The sequence below is a fragment of the Helicobacter apodemus genome (assembly GCF_003097575.1).
GTDB lineage: Bacteria > Campylobacterota > Campylobacteria > Campylobacterales > Helicobacteraceae > Helicobacter_D > Helicobacter_D apodemus.
This window is the reverse complement of sequence record NZ_CP021886.1, coordinates 890,089-906,359: the sequence shown is the minus strand read 5'-3', so window position 1 is coordinate 906,359 and position 16,271 is coordinate 890,089. Positions and strand designations below refer to the sequence as shown.

Genomic DNA, 16,271 nt, shown 5'->3' with positions numbered 1-16,271 from the left:
TGTGTGGCAAAACTAGGGCGGAACGAGAAGGGATTGACCTACAAACTACTGCATAATCAAGGATTCTATTCGCACCTCTTGTGCTAATGTGTAGCAGAGTTTGGCGCAGCAATACGAATATGGTTAGTAATCCTTGTATCAAGTCTAGATTGCAAAAGTGTTGGGTTACGATTAAAATCCCCTGCAATAAGCCAATTTATTTATGGCATATTGATAAAAGTATCATATATTGCTGTAGCCAAAGCAGATGTATTACCTCCGCCACTTGCTAAAGCGTGGATATTAAAAAATATATCATTGCCAGTACAAATGCCTATGGCTAGACGCGAAGAGTCCGTTGCAACGATATTTTGACGCACCACAATGACTTCATCAGTCCTTCTATCAGAGACTATAGCAAGATTCACTCTTCTTGCTCCTACATTAAGCGGAGCATAATAAATATAAACGGAATTTGGTCGAGAATAAATCCCAAGCTTCCAAATAAACTCTTTCACAGGTGTGCCACTTAGCTGAACCACTCGTCTGTCCTCCTAGCACTTGTAGGCATAGCACCTACTTCTTGCACTATAAGGATATTAGTGGGATTATCGCCTGTGATAAGGTGCTAGATATTTATATTCTATTTGCTTTCAGTATTTGCTGAAGAGCCTTGTAGGTTTCAAGTGCTTACTCTATAATCCTCAAGATTGGTAAAGGCAAAGGTAAAGCTCATTAAAAAACATAATAATATTCTCATTTACTGCTCCTTAATTGATTTATTTAGTGAAAAAAATAGGATTTGATTCTTCTAGTACTGGGGTGATATACCATTGTTGGTCAAGGTTAGATTCATTGATTGCACACTTTGTTAAATAAATACTATAATATGTCGTTGTTCGTATAGTTGGCGTTTGCAAACAAGTTTTTGCACCTACATTTTGAATTTGGACTGCTTGGTTATTAAAAAAATTGATATTCCATAATTGTGTTTGCATTCGACTATCGCATAGCTCATGAACTACCCCATTTTTATAAGCTTGAAGACAAGTGTTTTTTGCTAGATTTTTAATCATCACCTGTCCATTTGGAAAACTGATAATACGCCAAAATGTTGCCTTACCAAGTTCAAGACTATCAATAGGCGTATATCCCCATACCCAATTTCCGGGTTCTAGTGCCCAAAGCGTTAGGAGTCCTCCCGATGAAGACATAATTGATAGAGGATTGGAAACATTTCTGTCTATGGCTAATGCGCTATTGACATCATTGTTAGAGCCTATTATGGGGATTTTTGTTGTTTCCATACTCATTAGCAGTTTTCTTGATTCTTCATTTGGTATGGGTTCATTAAGCGGAGGTGTGGGCGTTGAGCCTATACCTAAATCTTCTCCATTCATAGGTAAATACCTTAGTGTATTAGTCTTTGGGGTTGAAGAACACGCTATGAATAAAAAAATTGCAAAAAGAAAAATATATACCGCATAAATACCCTTTTTAAATGAATTTTTAATAGCTATTGTTGAAATTATATCTTAATAGTTAAGATCAAATTATAAAATGCATAAGCATTTATCTATAAGGTTATTACTCTCCTTGTATCTTTTTATTCATTAATTTGACTTTATTTGTTTTATTTATAATAGTTGTTTTAAAATCATTTAAAGATCTCGTCTATGCTGTGTGATTAATATCCTTAGAATACTTAGCCTTAAAATCACTAACATTTTCTTATATTTTTTAAAAAGCTCACACTGAATAAGATTTTGTAAATTGAATTCCTCTATCCACTCTTGATTAATCTTGATCACTTCTTTGCTCTCATTAATACCTATAAAATTGCACCTAAGCAAATAGGAATTTTTGAATCCAAACTTGCACTCATCATAAGCCTCAAGATATTATTTGCAACAAAATGAAAATCAATACAAAGTTAAATCAATCCTACCTTATTTACTAAGATTGTTGGATGTTTATAGAATTATTTATGACTTATAGAAAATTTTCTGCAAGTAGTCGGAAAATGTTTTATGTTTTAATGGGTATCGAAACTCTTTTGCTAATCATCTCTCTTATTTTCTTTAATACCAAATGGTGGCAGCTTCTTGGAATGCTAGTTATTATGTTAGAAGGTATCCTTATCTTTCTATGCTATCACTACAAAGTTTATACTAAATTTTTTTATCGTGCAAGGAAGTAGAAGTTATTTTTATAGATTTTATAGCTGGATAGATAATTCTTTATTTTTAGTATTTTGTTTCTTTTGCCCTATATGGACAGATGTTTTTTAAAACGTGGGTAGTGTTACTTGTTATATTCCATCATTTTATCTTTAAATTTCTCTCATTTAATATTCTTTTAATAAAAATATTTATATTAACTAAAATTTATTACATTTTAAGGGGTTCATTATACAAAAGACAATATTTAGTTTTTTAATTTCTTTTACTTTTCTTTCTACTTTTACTTTCGCACAAAATAGTTTTACACAACAAGAAATAGAATCACTTTTTATAAAAGATTCTAAACCTTTAGAATTAATAGCCCTCTCTAATGAAGAGATGAAAACCACAGAGGGAGCGTGGGTACCATTGTTAGCATTTAAGGGTTGGAATGAGTCTAACAGTTACTAATTTGACTTATTTAAATGCTCTAGGACCAAAAGATCCTGTTTATTCTAGGCGACCTTGGAAATTCTGGTAATTGTATGCATGAACCAACCTTAATAACGGATATAGCTAATATAATGCTTTATATTTATTCTCTATTTTCGTTGTATGTTTTATGCCATTTAGATGATTTTACTTACAAGCGATTTTATGCTTATTTACTCTTAACATTCCTAATGATGAGTATTAGATTTGATAGTGATATACTTAATCTAATCTTTGTTATATTAGGCTGTGTCGCATTAGTTTTAATAATTTTCTTTAAGAAGTCCATTAATAAAACTTAAAATCTTTTATCGGTGATTTAATGTTTTCTTTGATTATGATTAAGGTATATCTTCTTAATTTGGTAAGAATCAAGGTTGGAGTTGGTGGAGTTTTCGGGGAGCTGTGGGAAAGGGAGGAGTAATGGGTCCAATAGGAGGGCATATGTGGAAAACAGGGGTAACAATGTATAGAACATTTAAGGGATTACCTCCTATTGTTACTAAGCCAGCACCAATACGACAAGCAATCACTACCGGTGCTATGCAGGGAATTACTACTTATGGTGGGGCTATGGGTTATAAATATTATAATTATCATAGATAATTGTGTAATGCAGTGCCGTTTTCTTAGAGCGTATAAAACAAGTTGGAAATTGTTTTTTAAAAGGTTGCTAAGGATAAAGAATAATGAGAAAAAGGTTTTTATCTTAACCTTTTCTCTCTTTTTTATGTTATTTATCTTGTCTGCTTTGTCGCAAAATTTAGCTATTATGGGGGGATTTATTGTAGCTACAATGATTCTCCCTCCCTCTATTGGATATTTATACTTGCCCTCATTGCGTAAGCTTCCTATAACTCCATTTTTGGTAATTATTATGGGTTTATTGGTTTATTTGGTTTTAGATATATTTTTATCCTTTATGTTTTATGCAGTGGGTGATATTTTTGCAAGATTTAATTTGTAGGAATGGTATTGATTACTAAAAGAATCTTATGGTAATTAAGGTGAGGGCTTAGTGAAAAATAATCATAAAAATACTCGCTTCTGTGTTCTATTAAGTAGTTATGCCATTATTGGGATTGTTACTTTATGGTTTTATCCTTATCAAAAAGCTAGTTTGTGGCATAGTATAATAACCTTTATTGTCGTGCTATTAATATTTGTTTGTCTTTATTGGTTTTATAAAAATGAAGCACCCCGCTATTTTTCTGTAGAATGGCTTTATAAAAATAATTTTCAATATCCCTCTAAAGCGTCAGGTTATATTCTTATAAACCTATGTTTTGTGGGGCTTACAATATTATTAATGGCATTACTTGATTAAGGTAAGTGTTACTTTTATACTTTACATAACTTTATCTTTAATTCCCTTTCTCACCTTAAGATTATTTTAATATCGTTAAAAATAGAATAATTTTATTAAAAATTACACTTTAAAGGGTTCATTATGAAAAAGACAATATTTAGTTTTTTAGTTTCTTTTACTTTTCTTTCTACTTTGACTTTCGCACAAGATAGTTTTACACAACAAGAAATAGAATCACTTTTTATACAAGATTCTAAACCTTTAGAATTAATAGCCCTCTCTAATGAAGAGATGAAAACCACAGAGGGAGCGTGGGTACCATTTGTGGGTGCAGGTCTTATTGGCGGAGTCTATGGAGGGATACGAAATATTGGATACCAAATCGGTAAAAATCAAGGTTGGAGTTGGTGGAGTTTTGGAGGAGCTGTAGCGTGGGGGGCTTTTACTGGCATAAAATATGCTAGAAATCCTATCGGTGCTATCAAAATGGGTTTAGGGACTCCTATATGGGTGCTTGGTGGAGCTGGTGCTGGAAAGTTTGTAGGAAAAATGGGATGGTAGTCTAATAAAGCAAAATATTTTATGTTTATAATAACTTGTATTGTCCTATTGTTAATGTTTGTTTGTTCAGAATGGCTTTATAGAAATCAAGCACAATATTCCTCTAAGAAATTGCGTTATGTTTTTATGAGTTATGTGCTTTTTGGGCTTACAATATTATTAATGACATTACTTGATTAAGATAGGTTCTATTATGTTTTTTTTTACTATGATTGGATAGTTCCTTGTTTTATTGGTGCTTTTTGGTTTTTTGTCCCATAGCGGGCTTTTTAAAAGAAACTCATCTAGGAGATAAAAATGCTTAGTAAAAAACGAATCATTCTCTCTACAAGGAGTGTAGTATGGGGTATCACACTTTTTAACTTTGGGCTTGTAGTTTTAGGGGTTATTGGTTGTGTTCTTTATTATGAATCTCCTGGCATGTATATAATATTTGCGATTCCTTTTTTTCTTATTTTTTATATCCTTATGCTTTGTTACATAGAGCAGAGATGCCATAAGTTCTTTGCTATTAGGATTTTTAGGATGAATGGTAAGGATACCCTTAATGAAATATTGTTTCACATATTCCATCTACCCCCTTATCTCTATTAATAAAAGTTATTCTATGTGGTCGAGATTTAAAACGCTTTTAGAATCAAGAAAAGAATCTGATGCTTTTAAAGTATTTTTTTATTTTCATATTTTTATCGAAACTCTTTTTCTAATTATCTCTCTTATTTTCTTTAATACCAAATGGTGGCAGCTTCTTGGAATGCTAGTTATTATGTTAGAAGGTATCCTTATCTTTCTATGCTATCACTACAAAGTTTATACTAAATTTTTTATCGTGCAAGGAAGTAGAAGTTATTTTTATAGATTTTATAGCTGGATAGATAATTCTTTATTGTTAGTATTTGGTTTCTTTTGTCCTGTATGGACAGATATTTTTTAAAAATGCGTTTTTATATTTTTAAGGTATTGATATGAAATTTCTATTATTCTTTTTTGTTATTTTTTGTGCGTCTTTATCGGCAGATATGCCTTTGTTGGTAGAGGATTTAGTGAGTGGGAAAGGGAAGTTTAAGCTTGAGAGTTCCCTTAGTTATATCAATTCTAAAAGTCAGAATCTCTCTACAGGAGATCCTATTATCGTCCCTATTAGTAATACTGGTTTTGTGGCTATTCCCTCTAGCTTTGGGGAGAGTGAGCAAGAGAATGATAATCTTATCGGGACTTTAGGGGTTAATTATGGGATAAGCAATAAAGCAGATCTTTATATCCGTGGTAGTTATTTAGGGAGCTATAGGCAGCAAAAAGATCCTAATACTTCTGCGAATACCTTTACGCATAAGCCTATAGATGGTTGGCTAGGTGTGAATTATGAGTTTTTAAAAGATGATTCAAGTGTTGGTGTTTTAGGCTACATAGAAACCGCACTTTATGAGAAAAACCTTGATAAATCCTCGTATTTGCATTCTTTGCAAGTAGGAAGCATTGTGTATAAAAGTATTGATCCTGTGGTTTTGGTTTTAAACACCACCTATCGCTATAGTCATAAACGCAAAAGCAAAGATGGAACTTATAAGCCCGGAAATGTGCTTTTGCTCCATCCTAATGTTGGCTTTGCGGTTAATGAATGGATTACTCTAAGTTTAGGTTTTGAATGGCTTCACCAAAGAGCAAGTAGATTTGATGGCAGGAAAGAGGGGCTTCATCGTAGCTTCCTCCAACCAACCTTTGGCTTGGGATATGGTTTCTCTGAAGGGAATATCCTAAACCTTAGCTTCAAAGCTGCTACGCAAAAAGATAGTAATAGTAGTGCCACTTTGCATTGGAGTTATACTTTTTAGGGCAAGGCTTTTAGGTTTTATACTTTAAGATTCCTCTTAAGGGGTAAAGGTAAAAGGAGATGATGATTTGCAATATTTTCAATTCAAGGTTTTATACTTTCTTTTATGGATTTCTTTGTTAGAAGCTAAGGATTATCGTTTTTTTATAAACTCCTCTCACACTCTTTCTATAGGAATAAAAAGCTATAAGGAGCTAAGGGATGAAAAAATCATCAAGCAAGATTTAGATTACTCTTGTGGGGCTGCTTCTTTAGCTACAATTCTTACTTTTTATTATGGTAGAGAAACTAGCGAGGAAGAGATACTTCAAGCAATGGATAAAGGAGATAATAAATCAAGTTTTGAGGACATGGCAAAGGCATTAGCAGGATTTGGGTTTAAAGCACAGGGTTTTGCTGCTAGTTTTGAACAGCTCTCTAAGCTTAAGGTTCCTGTAGTGGTGTATCTCAAACATCGCAAGAGTGATCATTTCTCTGTGATTAGAGGTATTGATGAAAAGATGGTGTGGCTAGCAGACCCATCACTTGGAAATAGGACTTTAAGTAAGGAGCAATTTTTGGCAATGTATGATACAAGGGGGGAATTTGAAGATGGGGAGATTTTTAGGGGGAAATTCCTTGCGATATTGCCCCTAATGCCTCGAGAATCTAAGCAAGATTTTTTTAGCAATACCTTTAAGAGGCAAACACTTCAAGCCAAAAAGCAAATTATTTTTAGGGGATTCTAGGCTTTACTTCCCTAAGCAAAAATCACTAAACATTTTATCTAGCATTTGGGAGTATTCATAGGGTCTTGTAAGGGAGGCAATGGCTTGTAATGCTTCATTGATATGGAAGCTAAAGAGTTCTAATTCTCCATTTTGCAAAGGAATAATCGAGGCTTTAAGCACTTGGACGCAAGTTTGTATTGCCTCAAATTGATATTGGGAGGTTAGCAGTAAGGTATGATTATCATCTTGGGAGCTTAAAATAGTCTTTAAATGGTTTTTAAGAGATTGCAAGGAATCTTTGTTTTTTAAAGAAAGCAATAAGGGTTGAAAGGGTGCTAGGGATTCTTGGTTAAAGCAAGTTTCTAAATCTACTTTATTGATAATGACAACAATTTTTTTAGAATCTTTGTATTTCTCTAAAAGATCTAAAATTGCTAAATCTTCATCATCTAAGATTCTGCTATTATCAAAAAGAGCAAGGAGTAAATCACTATCTTTAGCCTTTTGCAAGCTTCTTTGGATGCCCTCGTTTTCAATAACATCTGCATTTTTTCTAATTCCCGCAGTATCAATGAGCCGTAATAAATGCCCATCTAGCATAAAGCTCTCTTCAATGCTATCACGTGTCGTGCCTGCAATATCACTAACAATAGCACGATTATCCTTTAAGAGTGCGTTTAGAAGTGAGCTTTTACCAACATTGGGTTTGCCAATAATGCAGATTTTGTAGCCTTCAAAGATATTGCGTTTTTGATGGGATTGTTCGGAGAGATTAGAGAGTGTATGGAGGATAGAATCTAATTGGTCTTGGATGCTTTGGAGTAGGTTTTGTGGTAATTCTTCTTCCGCATAATCGATAAAAACCTCACTATGGGCTAGTATTTTAAGAAGAGATTCCCTTAAGTCTTCGCAAAATTCTTGCATTTCTCCTTTTAAATGTCGCATTAGCATTTTGTGAGCTTGTGCATTATTAGATTGGATAAGTTTGGCAACCGCTTGAGCTTGTGTTAAGTCAATCCTGCCTCCTAAAAAGGCTCTTTTAGTGAATTCCCCGGGTTTTGCAAGGGTGGCTCCATATTTGATGCATTCTTCAATGATGCTTTTTGCGATAAAAGTGCCTCCGTGGCATTGAAACTCTACTATATCTTCTGTTGTATAGCTATGAGGGCTTTTAAAGTAAATGATAATACATTCATCTAATAAAATGTTGTTTTCAAAATAGATTTTTGTAAGTTTTGCAAAGCGAGGTTGGAGAGTGGTTAAATCTTTTTTAGCAAGTTGTGAGGCTATATCTAAGCTTCTAGTCCCGCTTAAGCGGATAACATTCAGTGAAGAGTTTCCGTAAGTGGTCGCGGGTGCTACAATAGTGCTATGCGTGATGGAAGTCATTAATGATAATATACCTTTGCCCATCGTTTGTCAAACGAAAGGCTATGTATTTATTGGGAAATTGCTCCCTTAATTGTGTAATGGCAATGTGGGCTAAAACTCCATCTAAAGGCTTAGTTTGTGCTTTACCTGTTAATTTAATTGTTTCAATAATGGGTAATAAATAATTCGCAATCATTTCTTCTTGATTCTTCAAAAATTCCGCAATTTCTAGCCTTATCATCAAGCCATATTTGTGATTTATCCAATTAAAAAGCAAATAAGAAATAGCCTTGTAACGATAACCCTCTTTACCAATGAGTAAAGCAGAATCTTCTCCATCAAGTTTAATATATAAGGTATTTTCATCATAAGGCTTGACTAGGATTGTATGGATGTTATAAGGGAGTAGGCTTAGCAATTCTTTTAATTCTTGTTGGATAGTTTTTGCAATAATTGCTATGTCCTTTTCTTGTCGTAAAGAAGATGGGGTTTTGTGTATTAAATGCTGTGGATTTTCTTTTTTAGATTCTTCTTTGGTGGTTTTTATTTTTGGTTCTACGCAAATAATAGAGGATTTTTTACCAAATCCTAAAAAACCTTTAGAAGGGTTTTGAATGATCTCATATTCTAAATCTATTACCGAGCAATTAAACTCATTAGAGGCTTTTATGAGTGCATCTTCTAAACTATCAGCTTCTATTTTTTTCATTTAAGAATCTTTTGGGTGATGTTTATGTTCTGCGATTTCTTTGGATTTTTTATAGGCTAAAGATTTGTTAATAGCAAGTTGTTGGAGGATTGAAAAAACATTATTAACAAACCAATAAAGCACTAATCCTGAAGGAAAAGTAACAAAAAATATCGTGAAAATAAGGGGTAGGAATTTAAAGATTTTTTCTTGCATAGGGTCGCTAAAGGTTGTGGGTGTTAAATGTTGTTGTAAAAACATTGTAAGCCCCATCAAAATAGGTAATACAAAATAAGGATCCATAACCGATAAATCTTGTATCCATAAAAGCCACCCTGCACCTTTTAATTCTATGGCATTATATAAAACACGATAGATAGCAAAAAATACGGGTAATTGTAAGAGTAATGGCAAACAACCACCCATAGGGTTGGCTCCGTGTTTTTTATAGAGTTCCATCATATGGGCTTGGAGTTTTTGGGGTTCGCCTTTATATTTGGCTTGTATTTCTTTAAGTTTAGGGGCTAAGTCTTTAAGCTTTTGCATAGACACCATACCCTTATAGGTCAGTGGATAAAGCACAATTCTAACAATAAGTGTGAGTAAAATAATAGCCCACCCCCAATTACCTGTTAGCTTGTAGAGTGTATCTAAAAGTAAAAAAAGAGGTTTTGCAAAAAAGGTGATGATTCCATACTCTATAACATCTGTAAGAGAGGGGTTAATACTCTCTAATACTCTGTGATCTTTAGGACCAATATAACCTGATAAACTAATATTTCCATTAGCACTAATAAAGGGCATAGGGTCTTTATTGCTATTATTTAAAATAATAGAATCTATATTTCCTTCTTGTTTAAAAAATAGGGTTGTATAGTATCTATCAACAGCGGCTAAGATAGTGGAGGCTTTGAAATTAGTTTGTTCTTTAGCATCTCCATCTTCTATAGTTGTGATAGTATTATCAGATTCTTTAATAATTACGCCTTTAAAGATATAAGCATCACTTTCTACATTAGGACGCATTCCCGGAGATACAAAGTAAACGTAGTTTTGTGGGGCATTAATATTTATCTCATAATATCCATTAGGATAAAAGGTAATATGCTTTTCAATGGTAATTTCTTGAAGTTTTTGTGTGAGTATTAGGGTTTGGGGATTGCCTTCTATTTGGATATTGGTGGTATTTGCTAAATAGGGTGTGCTAAAAGCTTGCTGATTGATTAGGGGGTCAGAAAATCTTATTTCTAAGGGCTTTGGGTTATCTTGTTGGGAAATATCTGTGGAGAAAAGTGGTAAATCTTGGGAGTCCTTTTGGTACTTGGTGTCTTTTAAAAAAGCTTGCGTGATTCTTCCTAATCTATCAATTTGGTATTCAAAATTTTTAGATTGAATGGTTGCAATAATTTCTTTTGTTGGATTATTACTTGTGGGGAGATTTTGTTGTATGGGTTGGGTGCTTTGCTCTTGTATAGTTTGTGGGATGGCGGAATTGGTTGTTTTGTTTTCTTGTTCTGTGGTTTGAGTGGGTTTATAAAGATAACTATAAGGGATAAAAAACAAGAGTGCTAAAATAACGGCAATTAAGATTCTTGCTTGAGAGCTTAGATTATCAATTTTATTAAACACTAGGATCCTTTGATAGATTTTTGATGATATAAACTTGTCGTTTTGTGAAGTTTTTTAGGCTAAAAAGTATAGGTTGTGTAGGGATTAGCCAAAAGTTAAAATGTTTTGGTGAAGTAAAAATGGGTTGTATAAAAAGCGTTGCTTTTGGATAATTAATCCCTCCTTGAAAAAACTGATTACAGCTTAAAATGCGTAAGAGTGTTTTATAAAAAGCCACAAAAGGATTATGGAAGTGGAAAATTTGTTTAGAGTATTCTGAACAACTGGGGTAATAGCGACATTTTGCACCTAATAAAGCAGAAATATAACATTGATAAAAATTAATAATATTAATACTGACTTTACTTACTTTTTTTAACATAAATTTACCCTAATTTTTGCATTAAATTAAGTCTTAAAAGTGCATAATTATAGTTATTCCTTAAGGTTTCATAGGTAATTTTATCTACTCCGCTTTTAGCTAATAAAATCATATCTCCATTTTTTAGCTTTGGTATAGATTCCTTATAAATATTACGCAAACGTCTTTTTATGGAATTTCTACAAACCGCATTTCCTATCTTTTTAGAGACACAAAATCCTATTCTTTTTTGAGAATGGATATTCTCTTTAAAAAAAAGGATAAAATAGGGACTATGCCATCTTTTTTGACTTTTATAAACACTTTCAAACTCTGCTTTTATTTTTAAAGTAACCAAAATAATTCCAATTTTAGAGAGCTAATTTTTTTCTTCCTTTAGCACGTCTAGCATTGATAATTCTTCTTCCATTTTTGTTTTGCATTCTAGCTCTAAATCCGTGAGTTCTTTTTCTGGGTGTATTATGAGGTTGATAGGTCCTTTTCATTAAAACTACCTTAATTTAAAATAAACTTTTATTCTATTATAAAATTACTTAAAACAAGTTTTTAATATCTATACTTCCGTATGAAATAAACTCTTTTATTCGTGCCTTAGAGCATCAATAGGATTAAGTTTTGAAGCTCTTTTAGCGGGAATATAACCAAATAAGATTCCAATAAAAGCAGAAAATAAAAAGGCAAATAGCGCAACACTATAATCAAAGCTAAAAGGAATATCCATTAAGTGGCTAATACCCAAAGAAGAAAAAAAGGCTAAAATAATCCCTAAGATTCCACCAAGAGAACTTAGGGTTATGGCTTCAATAAGGAATTGTAATAAAACTTCGCTTTGCAAAGCACCAATAGCTAAACGAGTCCCTATTTCTTTGGTTCGCTCTGTAACAGAGACAAGCATAATATTCATAATCCCAATGCCCCCTATAATCAAACTAACTCCTGCAATAGCACCTAAAAATAGTGTAAGATTATTCGTTGTATTTTTCATAATTTCAAGAATCTGTTTAGTATCCATAATTTCAAAATCGTTTTTTTGCCCCTTTTTGATATTGCGTATTTGTTGTAATGCCATAGAGATTTGATTAAGTGCAGTAGTGGAGTTAATATCATCTTTAAGGGATACCATTAAGCGATTAATATTATAAAGGGAATCAGATTTTGAGATACTTCTTTGGTAGGTTTTAAGCGGAAGTAAAATTACATCATCTTGATCATTTCCCCAAGCACCTTGTCCTTTGCTCTCTAAAACACCTATGCAATCACAAACAATATTTCCAAGTTTAATGCGAGAGCCTAAGGCATTACTAAGATCGTTGTTGAAAAGGTTTTTTAAAACACTTCCACCAATCATACAAACATTACTTCCTGCTTTATATTCCTCTTTGCTAAAAGTCCTTCCTTGAGTAGTTTCCCAGTTTGTAGCGATGAGATAATCCTCATCAATCCCAAATATCTCTGTTTGCGTATTGTTTTGTCGGAATTGTGCTAAAAGACTTGTAGAGGTTACAGGAGCAATTGCACGAGTTAAATGCCCTACTTGGAGTTTTAAATCTTCTACATCTTTTAGCATAAATTGTTTTCTGCCACCTCTTCCGGGTGTTTGATCTCTTGCGGGAAATATAAGCAAAATATTGCTCCCTAAGCTGCTCATTTGCTCTGTAATAGCTAATGTCGTGCCATTACCTAAAGCAATCATAACAATCACTGCACCAACGCCAATAATTATTCCTAACATTGTTAAAAAAGAGCGTAAAAAATTCCTTTTAATTTGCCGAAAAGCTAGAAAAAAGGCATTTAAAATCATATATTGCCTTTTAAGTCTTGCTGAATTAAACCATCTAAAAAGAGTATTTTTCTTGTTGTGTATTTAACCATATCAGGTTCGTGGGTTACCATTAAGATAGTGATTTTAAAGTCTTTATTGAGCCTTGAGAGGATCTCCATAATTTCTATGCTTCTTTTTGTATCAAGATTCCCTGTTGGTTCATCAGCAAGTAAAAAAAGAGGTTTAGAAGCAATAGCTCTTGCAATAGCTACTCTTTGTTGTTGTCCTCCACTTAGCTCATTATTGCTATGGTTATACCATTTTTCTAATCCTACCATTTCTAAGGCTTCCATAGAGATTCTTAAACGCTCTTTTTTGGGTATTTGGCGATAAATAAGGGGGAGTTCAACATTTTCTAAAGCCGTTGTTTTAGGTAGGAGATTAAATCCTTGAAAAATAAAGCCAATATAATTTCTTCTTAAGAGAGCTTTTTCTTTGAGGTTTAAAGCACAGACATTAACACCGCAGAACTCATAGATTCCACTTGTTGGGCTATCAAGGGTTCCTAGAATATTTGCCATTGTTGATTTGCCACTACCACTTGGTCCCATTAGTGCGATAAATTCCCTTTGTTCTATTTGGAGATTTACTCCTTTTAAAGCCTCAAAAGTATGAGGGGGTTTTCCATAGCTTTTATGGATATTGCTTAATTGTATGAATTGCATTAGCTACCTTGTTGTCCTATGATAACTTGTGTGCCTGGTTGGATTAATTCGCTAGAGATTTGTGTGTATTCCCCATTGCTAATACCAACTTCAACTTCTATTTGTTTGGGTAAGTTATTTTCTAATATCCAAAGGGTTTTTCCTTGATTAGCCGCTGTTTTTTGCGGAGATTTTCTCCTTTTAACATTGCTTAAAGGATTGAAAGGATTTTTATTCTGTGTTTTGGTGGTGATTTTGGGGGTGAAATATAAGGCACTAGAGGGGACTAAAAGAACATTTTGTGCACTGGCTACTTCAATATCGGCTGTAGCACTCATTCCCGGACGCAAAAGTAAATCTTTGTTATGGACATAAATTTTTACTTCATAGCTTACAACGCCATTACTTGAAGTGCTAGAATTAGAACCATAATTGACACGATTAATTTTTTCTTCAAAGGTTTTTGAGGGGTAGGAATCTACGCTAAAATTCACTTTTTGTCCTACTTGCACTTTCCCAATATCTGCTTCTGAAACACTTGCGTTAAGCTCCATTTCTTCTAAGCTCTCTGCTACGATGAAAAATTCAGGAGCTTGAAAAGAAGCCGCTACACTTTGTCCAGCTTCAATGGAACGTTTTAAAATAATACCATCAATGGGGCTTATGATTTGAGAGTTTTTTAAATCCACTTGGGTAGAGCGGATAGAGGTTTCAATTTCTTTAATATTGGCTTTTTTAATTTCTATATCACTGAGGGCTGCATTATAGGAAGTTTTTGCACTTTGTAATTCTAACATTGAAGGGGTTTTACCTTGCGTTTTTTCATAGAGATTTTGGAGTTGTTGGTATTGCCATTTTTTCTCTTCTAAAGCCACTTGAGAGCTTTTTAATTGAGCCTTTGCACTTTCTAGTTGAGCTTGAAATCGGTAGAGATTTTGCTCAATACTCTCTGAATCAATTTTAGCTAAAACCTCTCCTTTGCTTACCCTATCATTAACATCTACAAAAACCTTTAAAACAATACCTGAAATAACACTTCCTATAGAAACTTCATTGGTAGGAGAGAGTGTTCCATTAGCACTAATAGTGCTTGAAATATCCCCTAGGAATACTTCTTTGGTTTGGTAGATAATAAGGGGTGCTCTATTGCTAAAATAGTAGATTCCCCCACCTAAGAGGATGAGTATTAAAAGGGCTATAATCCACAATAAAAGGAGTTTTTTATAGTTTCTTTTAGGATTTAAGTTTTGCAAAATATTTTCTGAAGTATTCATTGTATTCCTTTAGAGAGATAAAGATTGCCGCCAAAAGCTTTAAATAATGTAATAAGTGCTTGAAGTTTAGCATTTGTTGAAGTATTAAGGTTTTTTTGTGAATTATTTAAAAAGGTGGTATTGTTTAAATGTTCTAAATCATCAATTAATCCCATATTTCTACGATTATTAGAGAAGTTATAATATTCTTTAGCGTTTTGTAGTCCGTGTTTGTTATTTTCAAGTTGTAATTGTGTATTTTGGGTGTTAAAAATGGCATTTTCTATTTCACTTAATGCAGTGTTTAAGTTTTTTTGTAAAGTTAAATAGGATTCTTTTAAGAGTGCATCTTGTAGCAAATAATTTTGTGTTAATTGGGTGCGATTAAGTAGGGGTGCGGTGAGTGAAGCCGCAAGTTGCCACGCAATATTTCCACTATTTTGGGCAGAGGAGTGCAAAATTTCATTAATGTTTGCATTAAATGATAAAGTAGGAAAAAGACTAGCTTTAGCATTGGCTTTATTATAAACTTGTGCATAGAGACTTTGGATACTTGCTTGAATATCTGGACGCGATAGAAGCACATCTGCTGGAATAGTGTCTGGGTTAAAGGGTTGAGGATTATGGAAGACAAAAGAATCGTGAATATCAAAAGGCAGGTTGTTTAAATCTAGTAAAACTAAAAGAGCATTTTTGTTTTCTTCTAATTTCATCTTAAGAGATTCTAGGGTGTTTTGCTCATTATTGAGTGAATCTTGTTTGTTAAAAAGTTCTGTGCTATCTAAAAGACCATTTTCTACTTTAAGGTGCGTTAATTCTAAGGCTTGTGTTAGGGCAGTAATGTTTTGTTGGGTAAGGAGAATATTAAGAGCAGTTTCTCTAAGGGTAAAATAAAGACTTGTAACCTCTGCTAAAAGGCTAATTTCTGCATTTTTTAAATTTTCTAAACTTTGATAGTATAAGGATTCTTTAGCACTTTTATTCGCATTTAATCTCCCAAATAAATCTATCTCCCAAGAAAGTGTAGCCCCTATTTGTGTGCTTTGTGAAGAGTTATGAGTGGCATTGTTTTTGCTATGGCTATCATTAGTGTTGAGGTTTCCATTAAGGGTTGGAAAAAGTCCTCCCCAAGCACTTTTTAGCTGTGCTCTAGCTTGTTGTATTCTTGTTTGCATAATCTGTAAGTCAGTATTGCTTGATAATGCGATTTCATAAAGCTTTTCTAAAGATTCATCAAGGAATAGGGAATTTAATTGTTCTTTAGGGGCTAAAGAGGTTGTAAGATTAATATTGGTATCGCTAAGGTTTATAAGGATTTCTTTGTTAATAAAGTTTTGTGGGATTTTATGTGTAAGCTCCTGTGTGTTTGGGAGTTTAGCACAACCCAAATATAAAATTGCTATAAGAATACTTAAAAAATGTATCAAGTTTTTCATCCTTAAAAACTAAAATTTCATTA

General features: G+C 33.1%; 21 protein-coding genes. 9 read left to right on the top strand and 12 right to left on the bottom strand.

Translation table 11 applies throughout. The annotated features are described in order from the left end of the window. Positions 1-200: 200 nt before the first annotated feature. Positions 201-521 carry an exonuclease/endonuclease/phosphatase family protein gene (locus tag CDV25_RS10515; RefSeq protein WP_239056421.1) on the bottom strand — a complete coding sequence of 107 codons (321 nt, stop codon included), beginning with the start codon at positions 519-521 and terminating at the stop codon, positions 201-203. 237 nt (positions 522-758) lie between these two features. Next, entirely contained in the window at positions 759-1,379 is a 621-nt protein-coding gene (locus CDV25_RS04375) for a cytolethal distending toxin subunit A/C (RefSeq protein WP_108910932.1), read from the bottom strand. A gap of 1,677 nt (positions 1,380-3,056) precedes the next feature. Between CDV25_RS04375 and CDV25_RS04360 the strand changes: the two genes are divergently transcribed. From CDV25_RS04360 to CDV25_RS04325, 9 genes are all read left to right on the top strand, one after another. Beyond that, positions 3,057-3,239 carry a hypothetical protein gene (locus tag CDV25_RS04360; protein WP_108910929.1) on the top strand — a complete coding sequence of 61 codons (183 nt, stop codon included), beginning with the start codon at positions 3,057-3,059 and terminating at the stop codon, positions 3,237-3,239. A 49-nt stretch (positions 3,240-3,288) separates the two neighbouring features. Next, positions 3,289-3,600, top strand: coding sequence for a hypothetical protein (locus tag CDV25_RS04355; RefSeq protein ID WP_162550434.1), 312 nt, complete (start codon positions 3,289-3,291; stop codon positions 3,598-3,600). A 51-nt stretch (positions 3,601-3,651) separates the two neighbouring features. Further along, positions 3,652-3,960, top strand: coding sequence for a hypothetical protein (locus tag CDV25_RS04350; RefSeq protein ID WP_108910927.1), 309 nt, complete (start codon positions 3,652-3,654; stop codon positions 3,958-3,960). Between the two features lie 123 nt (positions 3,961-4,083). After that, positions 4,084-4,503, top strand: a complete 420-nt coding sequence (locus tag CDV25_RS04345) for a hypothetical protein (protein ID WP_108910926.1) — start codon at positions 4,084-4,086, stop codon at positions 4,501-4,503. Between the two features lie 21 nt (positions 4,504-4,524). After that, entirely contained in the window at positions 4,525-4,683 is a 159-nt protein-coding gene (locus tag CDV25_RS10140; protein WP_162550432.1) for a hypothetical protein, read from the top strand. Positions 4,684-4,800: 117 nt separating this feature from the next. Then, positions 4,801-5,097: a hypothetical protein gene (locus CDV25_RS10135; protein ID WP_162550431.1), complete on the top strand. Its 297-nt coding sequence runs from the start codon at positions 4,801-4,803 to the stop codon at positions 5,095-5,097. Then, the gene (locus CDV25_RS04335) at positions 5,051-5,437 is read left to right on the top strand and encodes a hypothetical protein (RefSeq protein WP_108910924.1); all 387 of its coding nucleotides are present in this window, start codon (positions 5,051-5,053) and stop codon (positions 5,435-5,437) included. The genes CDV25_RS10135 and CDV25_RS04335 overlap by 47 nt, the downstream gene beginning before the upstream one ends. A 31-nt stretch (positions 5,438-5,468) precedes the next feature. Next, positions 5,469-6,335, top strand: a complete 867-nt coding sequence (locus tag CDV25_RS04330) for a hypothetical protein (RefSeq protein WP_108910923.1) — start codon at positions 5,469-5,471, stop codon at positions 6,333-6,335. A 67-nt stretch (positions 6,336-6,402) separates the two neighbouring features. After that, positions 6,403-7,062 carry a C39 family peptidase gene (locus tag CDV25_RS04325; protein WP_108910922.1) on the top strand — a complete coding sequence of 220 codons (660 nt, stop codon included), beginning with the start codon at positions 6,403-6,405 and terminating at the stop codon, positions 7,060-7,062. 3 nt (positions 7,063-7,065) lie between these two features. Here CDV25_RS04325 and mnmE read toward each other — a convergent pair whose 3' ends face one another. From mnmE to CDV25_RS04275, 10 genes are all read right to left on the bottom strand, one after another. Continuing rightward, a complete protein-coding gene (mnmE, locus tag CDV25_RS04320) occupies positions 7,066-8,433 on the bottom strand; it encodes a tRNA uridine-5-carboxymethylaminomethyl(34) synthesis GTPase MnmE (protein ID WP_108910921.1) in 1,368 nt (455 codons plus the stop codon). Continuing rightward, complete coding sequence (locus CDV25_RS04315) at positions 8,414-9,124, bottom strand: Jag N-terminal domain-containing protein (RefSeq protein WP_108910920.1); 711 nt, start codon at positions 9,122-9,124, stop codon at positions 8,414-8,416. The genes mnmE and CDV25_RS04315 overlap by 20 nt, the downstream gene beginning before the upstream one ends. Further along, positions 9,125-10,732 carry a membrane protein insertase YidC gene (yidC, locus tag CDV25_RS04310; protein ID WP_108910919.1) on the bottom strand — a complete coding sequence of 536 codons (1,608 nt, stop codon included), beginning with the start codon at positions 10,730-10,732 and terminating at the stop codon, positions 9,125-9,127. Further along, a complete protein-coding gene (gene yidD, locus CDV25_RS04305; protein ID WP_108910918.1) occupies positions 10,725-11,093 on the bottom strand; it encodes a membrane protein insertion efficiency factor YidD in 369 nt (122 codons plus the stop codon). The genes yidC and yidD overlap by 8 nt, the downstream gene beginning before the upstream one ends. Positions 11,094-11,097: 4 nt before the next feature. Then, the gene (gene rnpA, locus CDV25_RS04300) at positions 11,098-11,430 is read right to left on the bottom strand and encodes a ribonuclease P protein component (RefSeq protein WP_108910917.1); all 333 of its coding nucleotides are present in this window, start codon (positions 11,428-11,430) and stop codon (positions 11,098-11,100) included. Between the two features lie 13 nt (positions 11,431-11,443). Next, positions 11,444-11,578 carry a 50S ribosomal protein L34 gene (gene rpmH, locus CDV25_RS04295; RefSeq protein ID WP_034552751.1) on the bottom strand — a complete coding sequence of 45 codons (135 nt, stop codon included), beginning with the start codon at positions 11,576-11,578 and terminating at the stop codon, positions 11,444-11,446. A gap of 95 nt (positions 11,579-11,673) precedes the next feature. Beyond that, on the bottom strand, positions 11,674-12,894 hold the full coding sequence (locus CDV25_RS04290) for an ABC transporter permease (RefSeq protein WP_108910916.1): 1,221 nt from the start codon (positions 12,892-12,894) through the stop codon (positions 11,674-11,676). Then, a complete protein-coding gene (locus CDV25_RS04285; protein WP_034552755.1) occupies positions 12,891-13,580 on the bottom strand; it encodes an ABC transporter ATP-binding protein in 690 nt (229 codons plus the stop codon). The genes CDV25_RS04290 and CDV25_RS04285 overlap by 4 nt, the downstream gene beginning before the upstream one ends. After that, positions 13,580-14,833 carry an efflux RND transporter periplasmic adaptor subunit gene (locus tag CDV25_RS04280; protein WP_108910915.1) on the bottom strand — a complete coding sequence of 418 codons (1,254 nt, stop codon included), beginning with the start codon at positions 14,831-14,833 and terminating at the stop codon, positions 13,580-13,582. The genes CDV25_RS04285 and CDV25_RS04280 overlap by 1 nt, the downstream gene beginning before the upstream one ends. Then, positions 14,830-16,239 (bottom strand): TolC family protein, encoded by a 1,410-nt coding sequence (locus CDV25_RS04275; protein WP_432805888.1) that lies wholly within the window; start codon positions 16,237-16,239, stop codon positions 14,830-14,832. The genes CDV25_RS04280 and CDV25_RS04275 overlap by 4 nt, the downstream gene beginning before the upstream one ends. Positions 16,240-16,271: the final 32 nt, after the last annotated feature.

Coding starts and splice junctions, on each gene's coding strand:
- CDV25_RS04345 (WP_108910926.1), top strand. CDS start 4,084: ATGAAAAAGACAATATTTAGTTTTTTAGTTTCTTTTACTTTTCTTTCT.
- mnmE (WP_108910921.1), bottom strand. CDS start 8,433: ATGACTTCCATCACGCATAGCACTATTGTAGCACCCGCGACCACTTAC.
- yidD (WP_108910918.1), bottom strand. CDS start 11,093: ATGTTAAAAAAAGTAAGTAAAGTCAGTATTAATATTATTAATTTTTAT.
- CDV25_RS04290 (WP_108910916.1), bottom strand. CDS start 12,894: ATGATTTTAAATGCCTTTTTTCTAGCTTTTCGGCAAATTAAAAGGAAT.
- CDV25_RS04335 (WP_108910924.1), top strand. CDS start 5,051: ATGAAATATTGTTTCACATATTCCATCTACCCCCTTATCTCTATTAAT.
- CDV25_RS04375 (WP_108910932.1), bottom strand. CDS start 1,379: ATGAATGGAGAAGATTTAGGTATAGGCTCAACGCCCACACCTCCGCTT.
- CDV25_RS04285 (WP_034552755.1), bottom strand. CDS start 13,580: ATGCAATTCATACAATTAAGCAATATCCATAAAAGCTATGGAAAACCC.
- CDV25_RS04360 (WP_108910929.1), top strand. CDS start 3,057: ATGGGTCCAATAGGAGGGCATATGTGGAAAACAGGGGTAACAATGTAT.
- CDV25_RS10140 (WP_162550432.1), top strand. CDS start 4,525: ATGTTTATAATAACTTGTATTGTCCTATTGTTAATGTTTGTTTGTTCA.
- CDV25_RS10135 (WP_162550431.1), top strand. CDS start 4,801: ATGCTTAGTAAAAAACGAATCATTCTCTCTACAAGGAGTGTAGTATGG.
- rpmH (WP_034552751.1), bottom strand. CDS start 11,578: ATGAAAAGGACCTATCAACCTCATAATACACCCAGAAAAAGAACTCAC.
- CDV25_RS04315 (WP_108910920.1), bottom strand. CDS start 9,124: ATGAAAAAAATAGAAGCTGATAGTTTAGAAGATGCACTCATAAAAGCC.
- CDV25_RS04280 (WP_108910915.1), bottom strand. CDS start 14,833: ATGAATACTTCAGAAAATATTTTGCAAAACTTAAATCCTAAAAGAAAC.
- CDV25_RS04330 (WP_108910923.1), top strand. CDS start 5,469: ATGAAATTTCTATTATTCTTTTTTGTTATTTTTTGTGCGTCTTTATCG.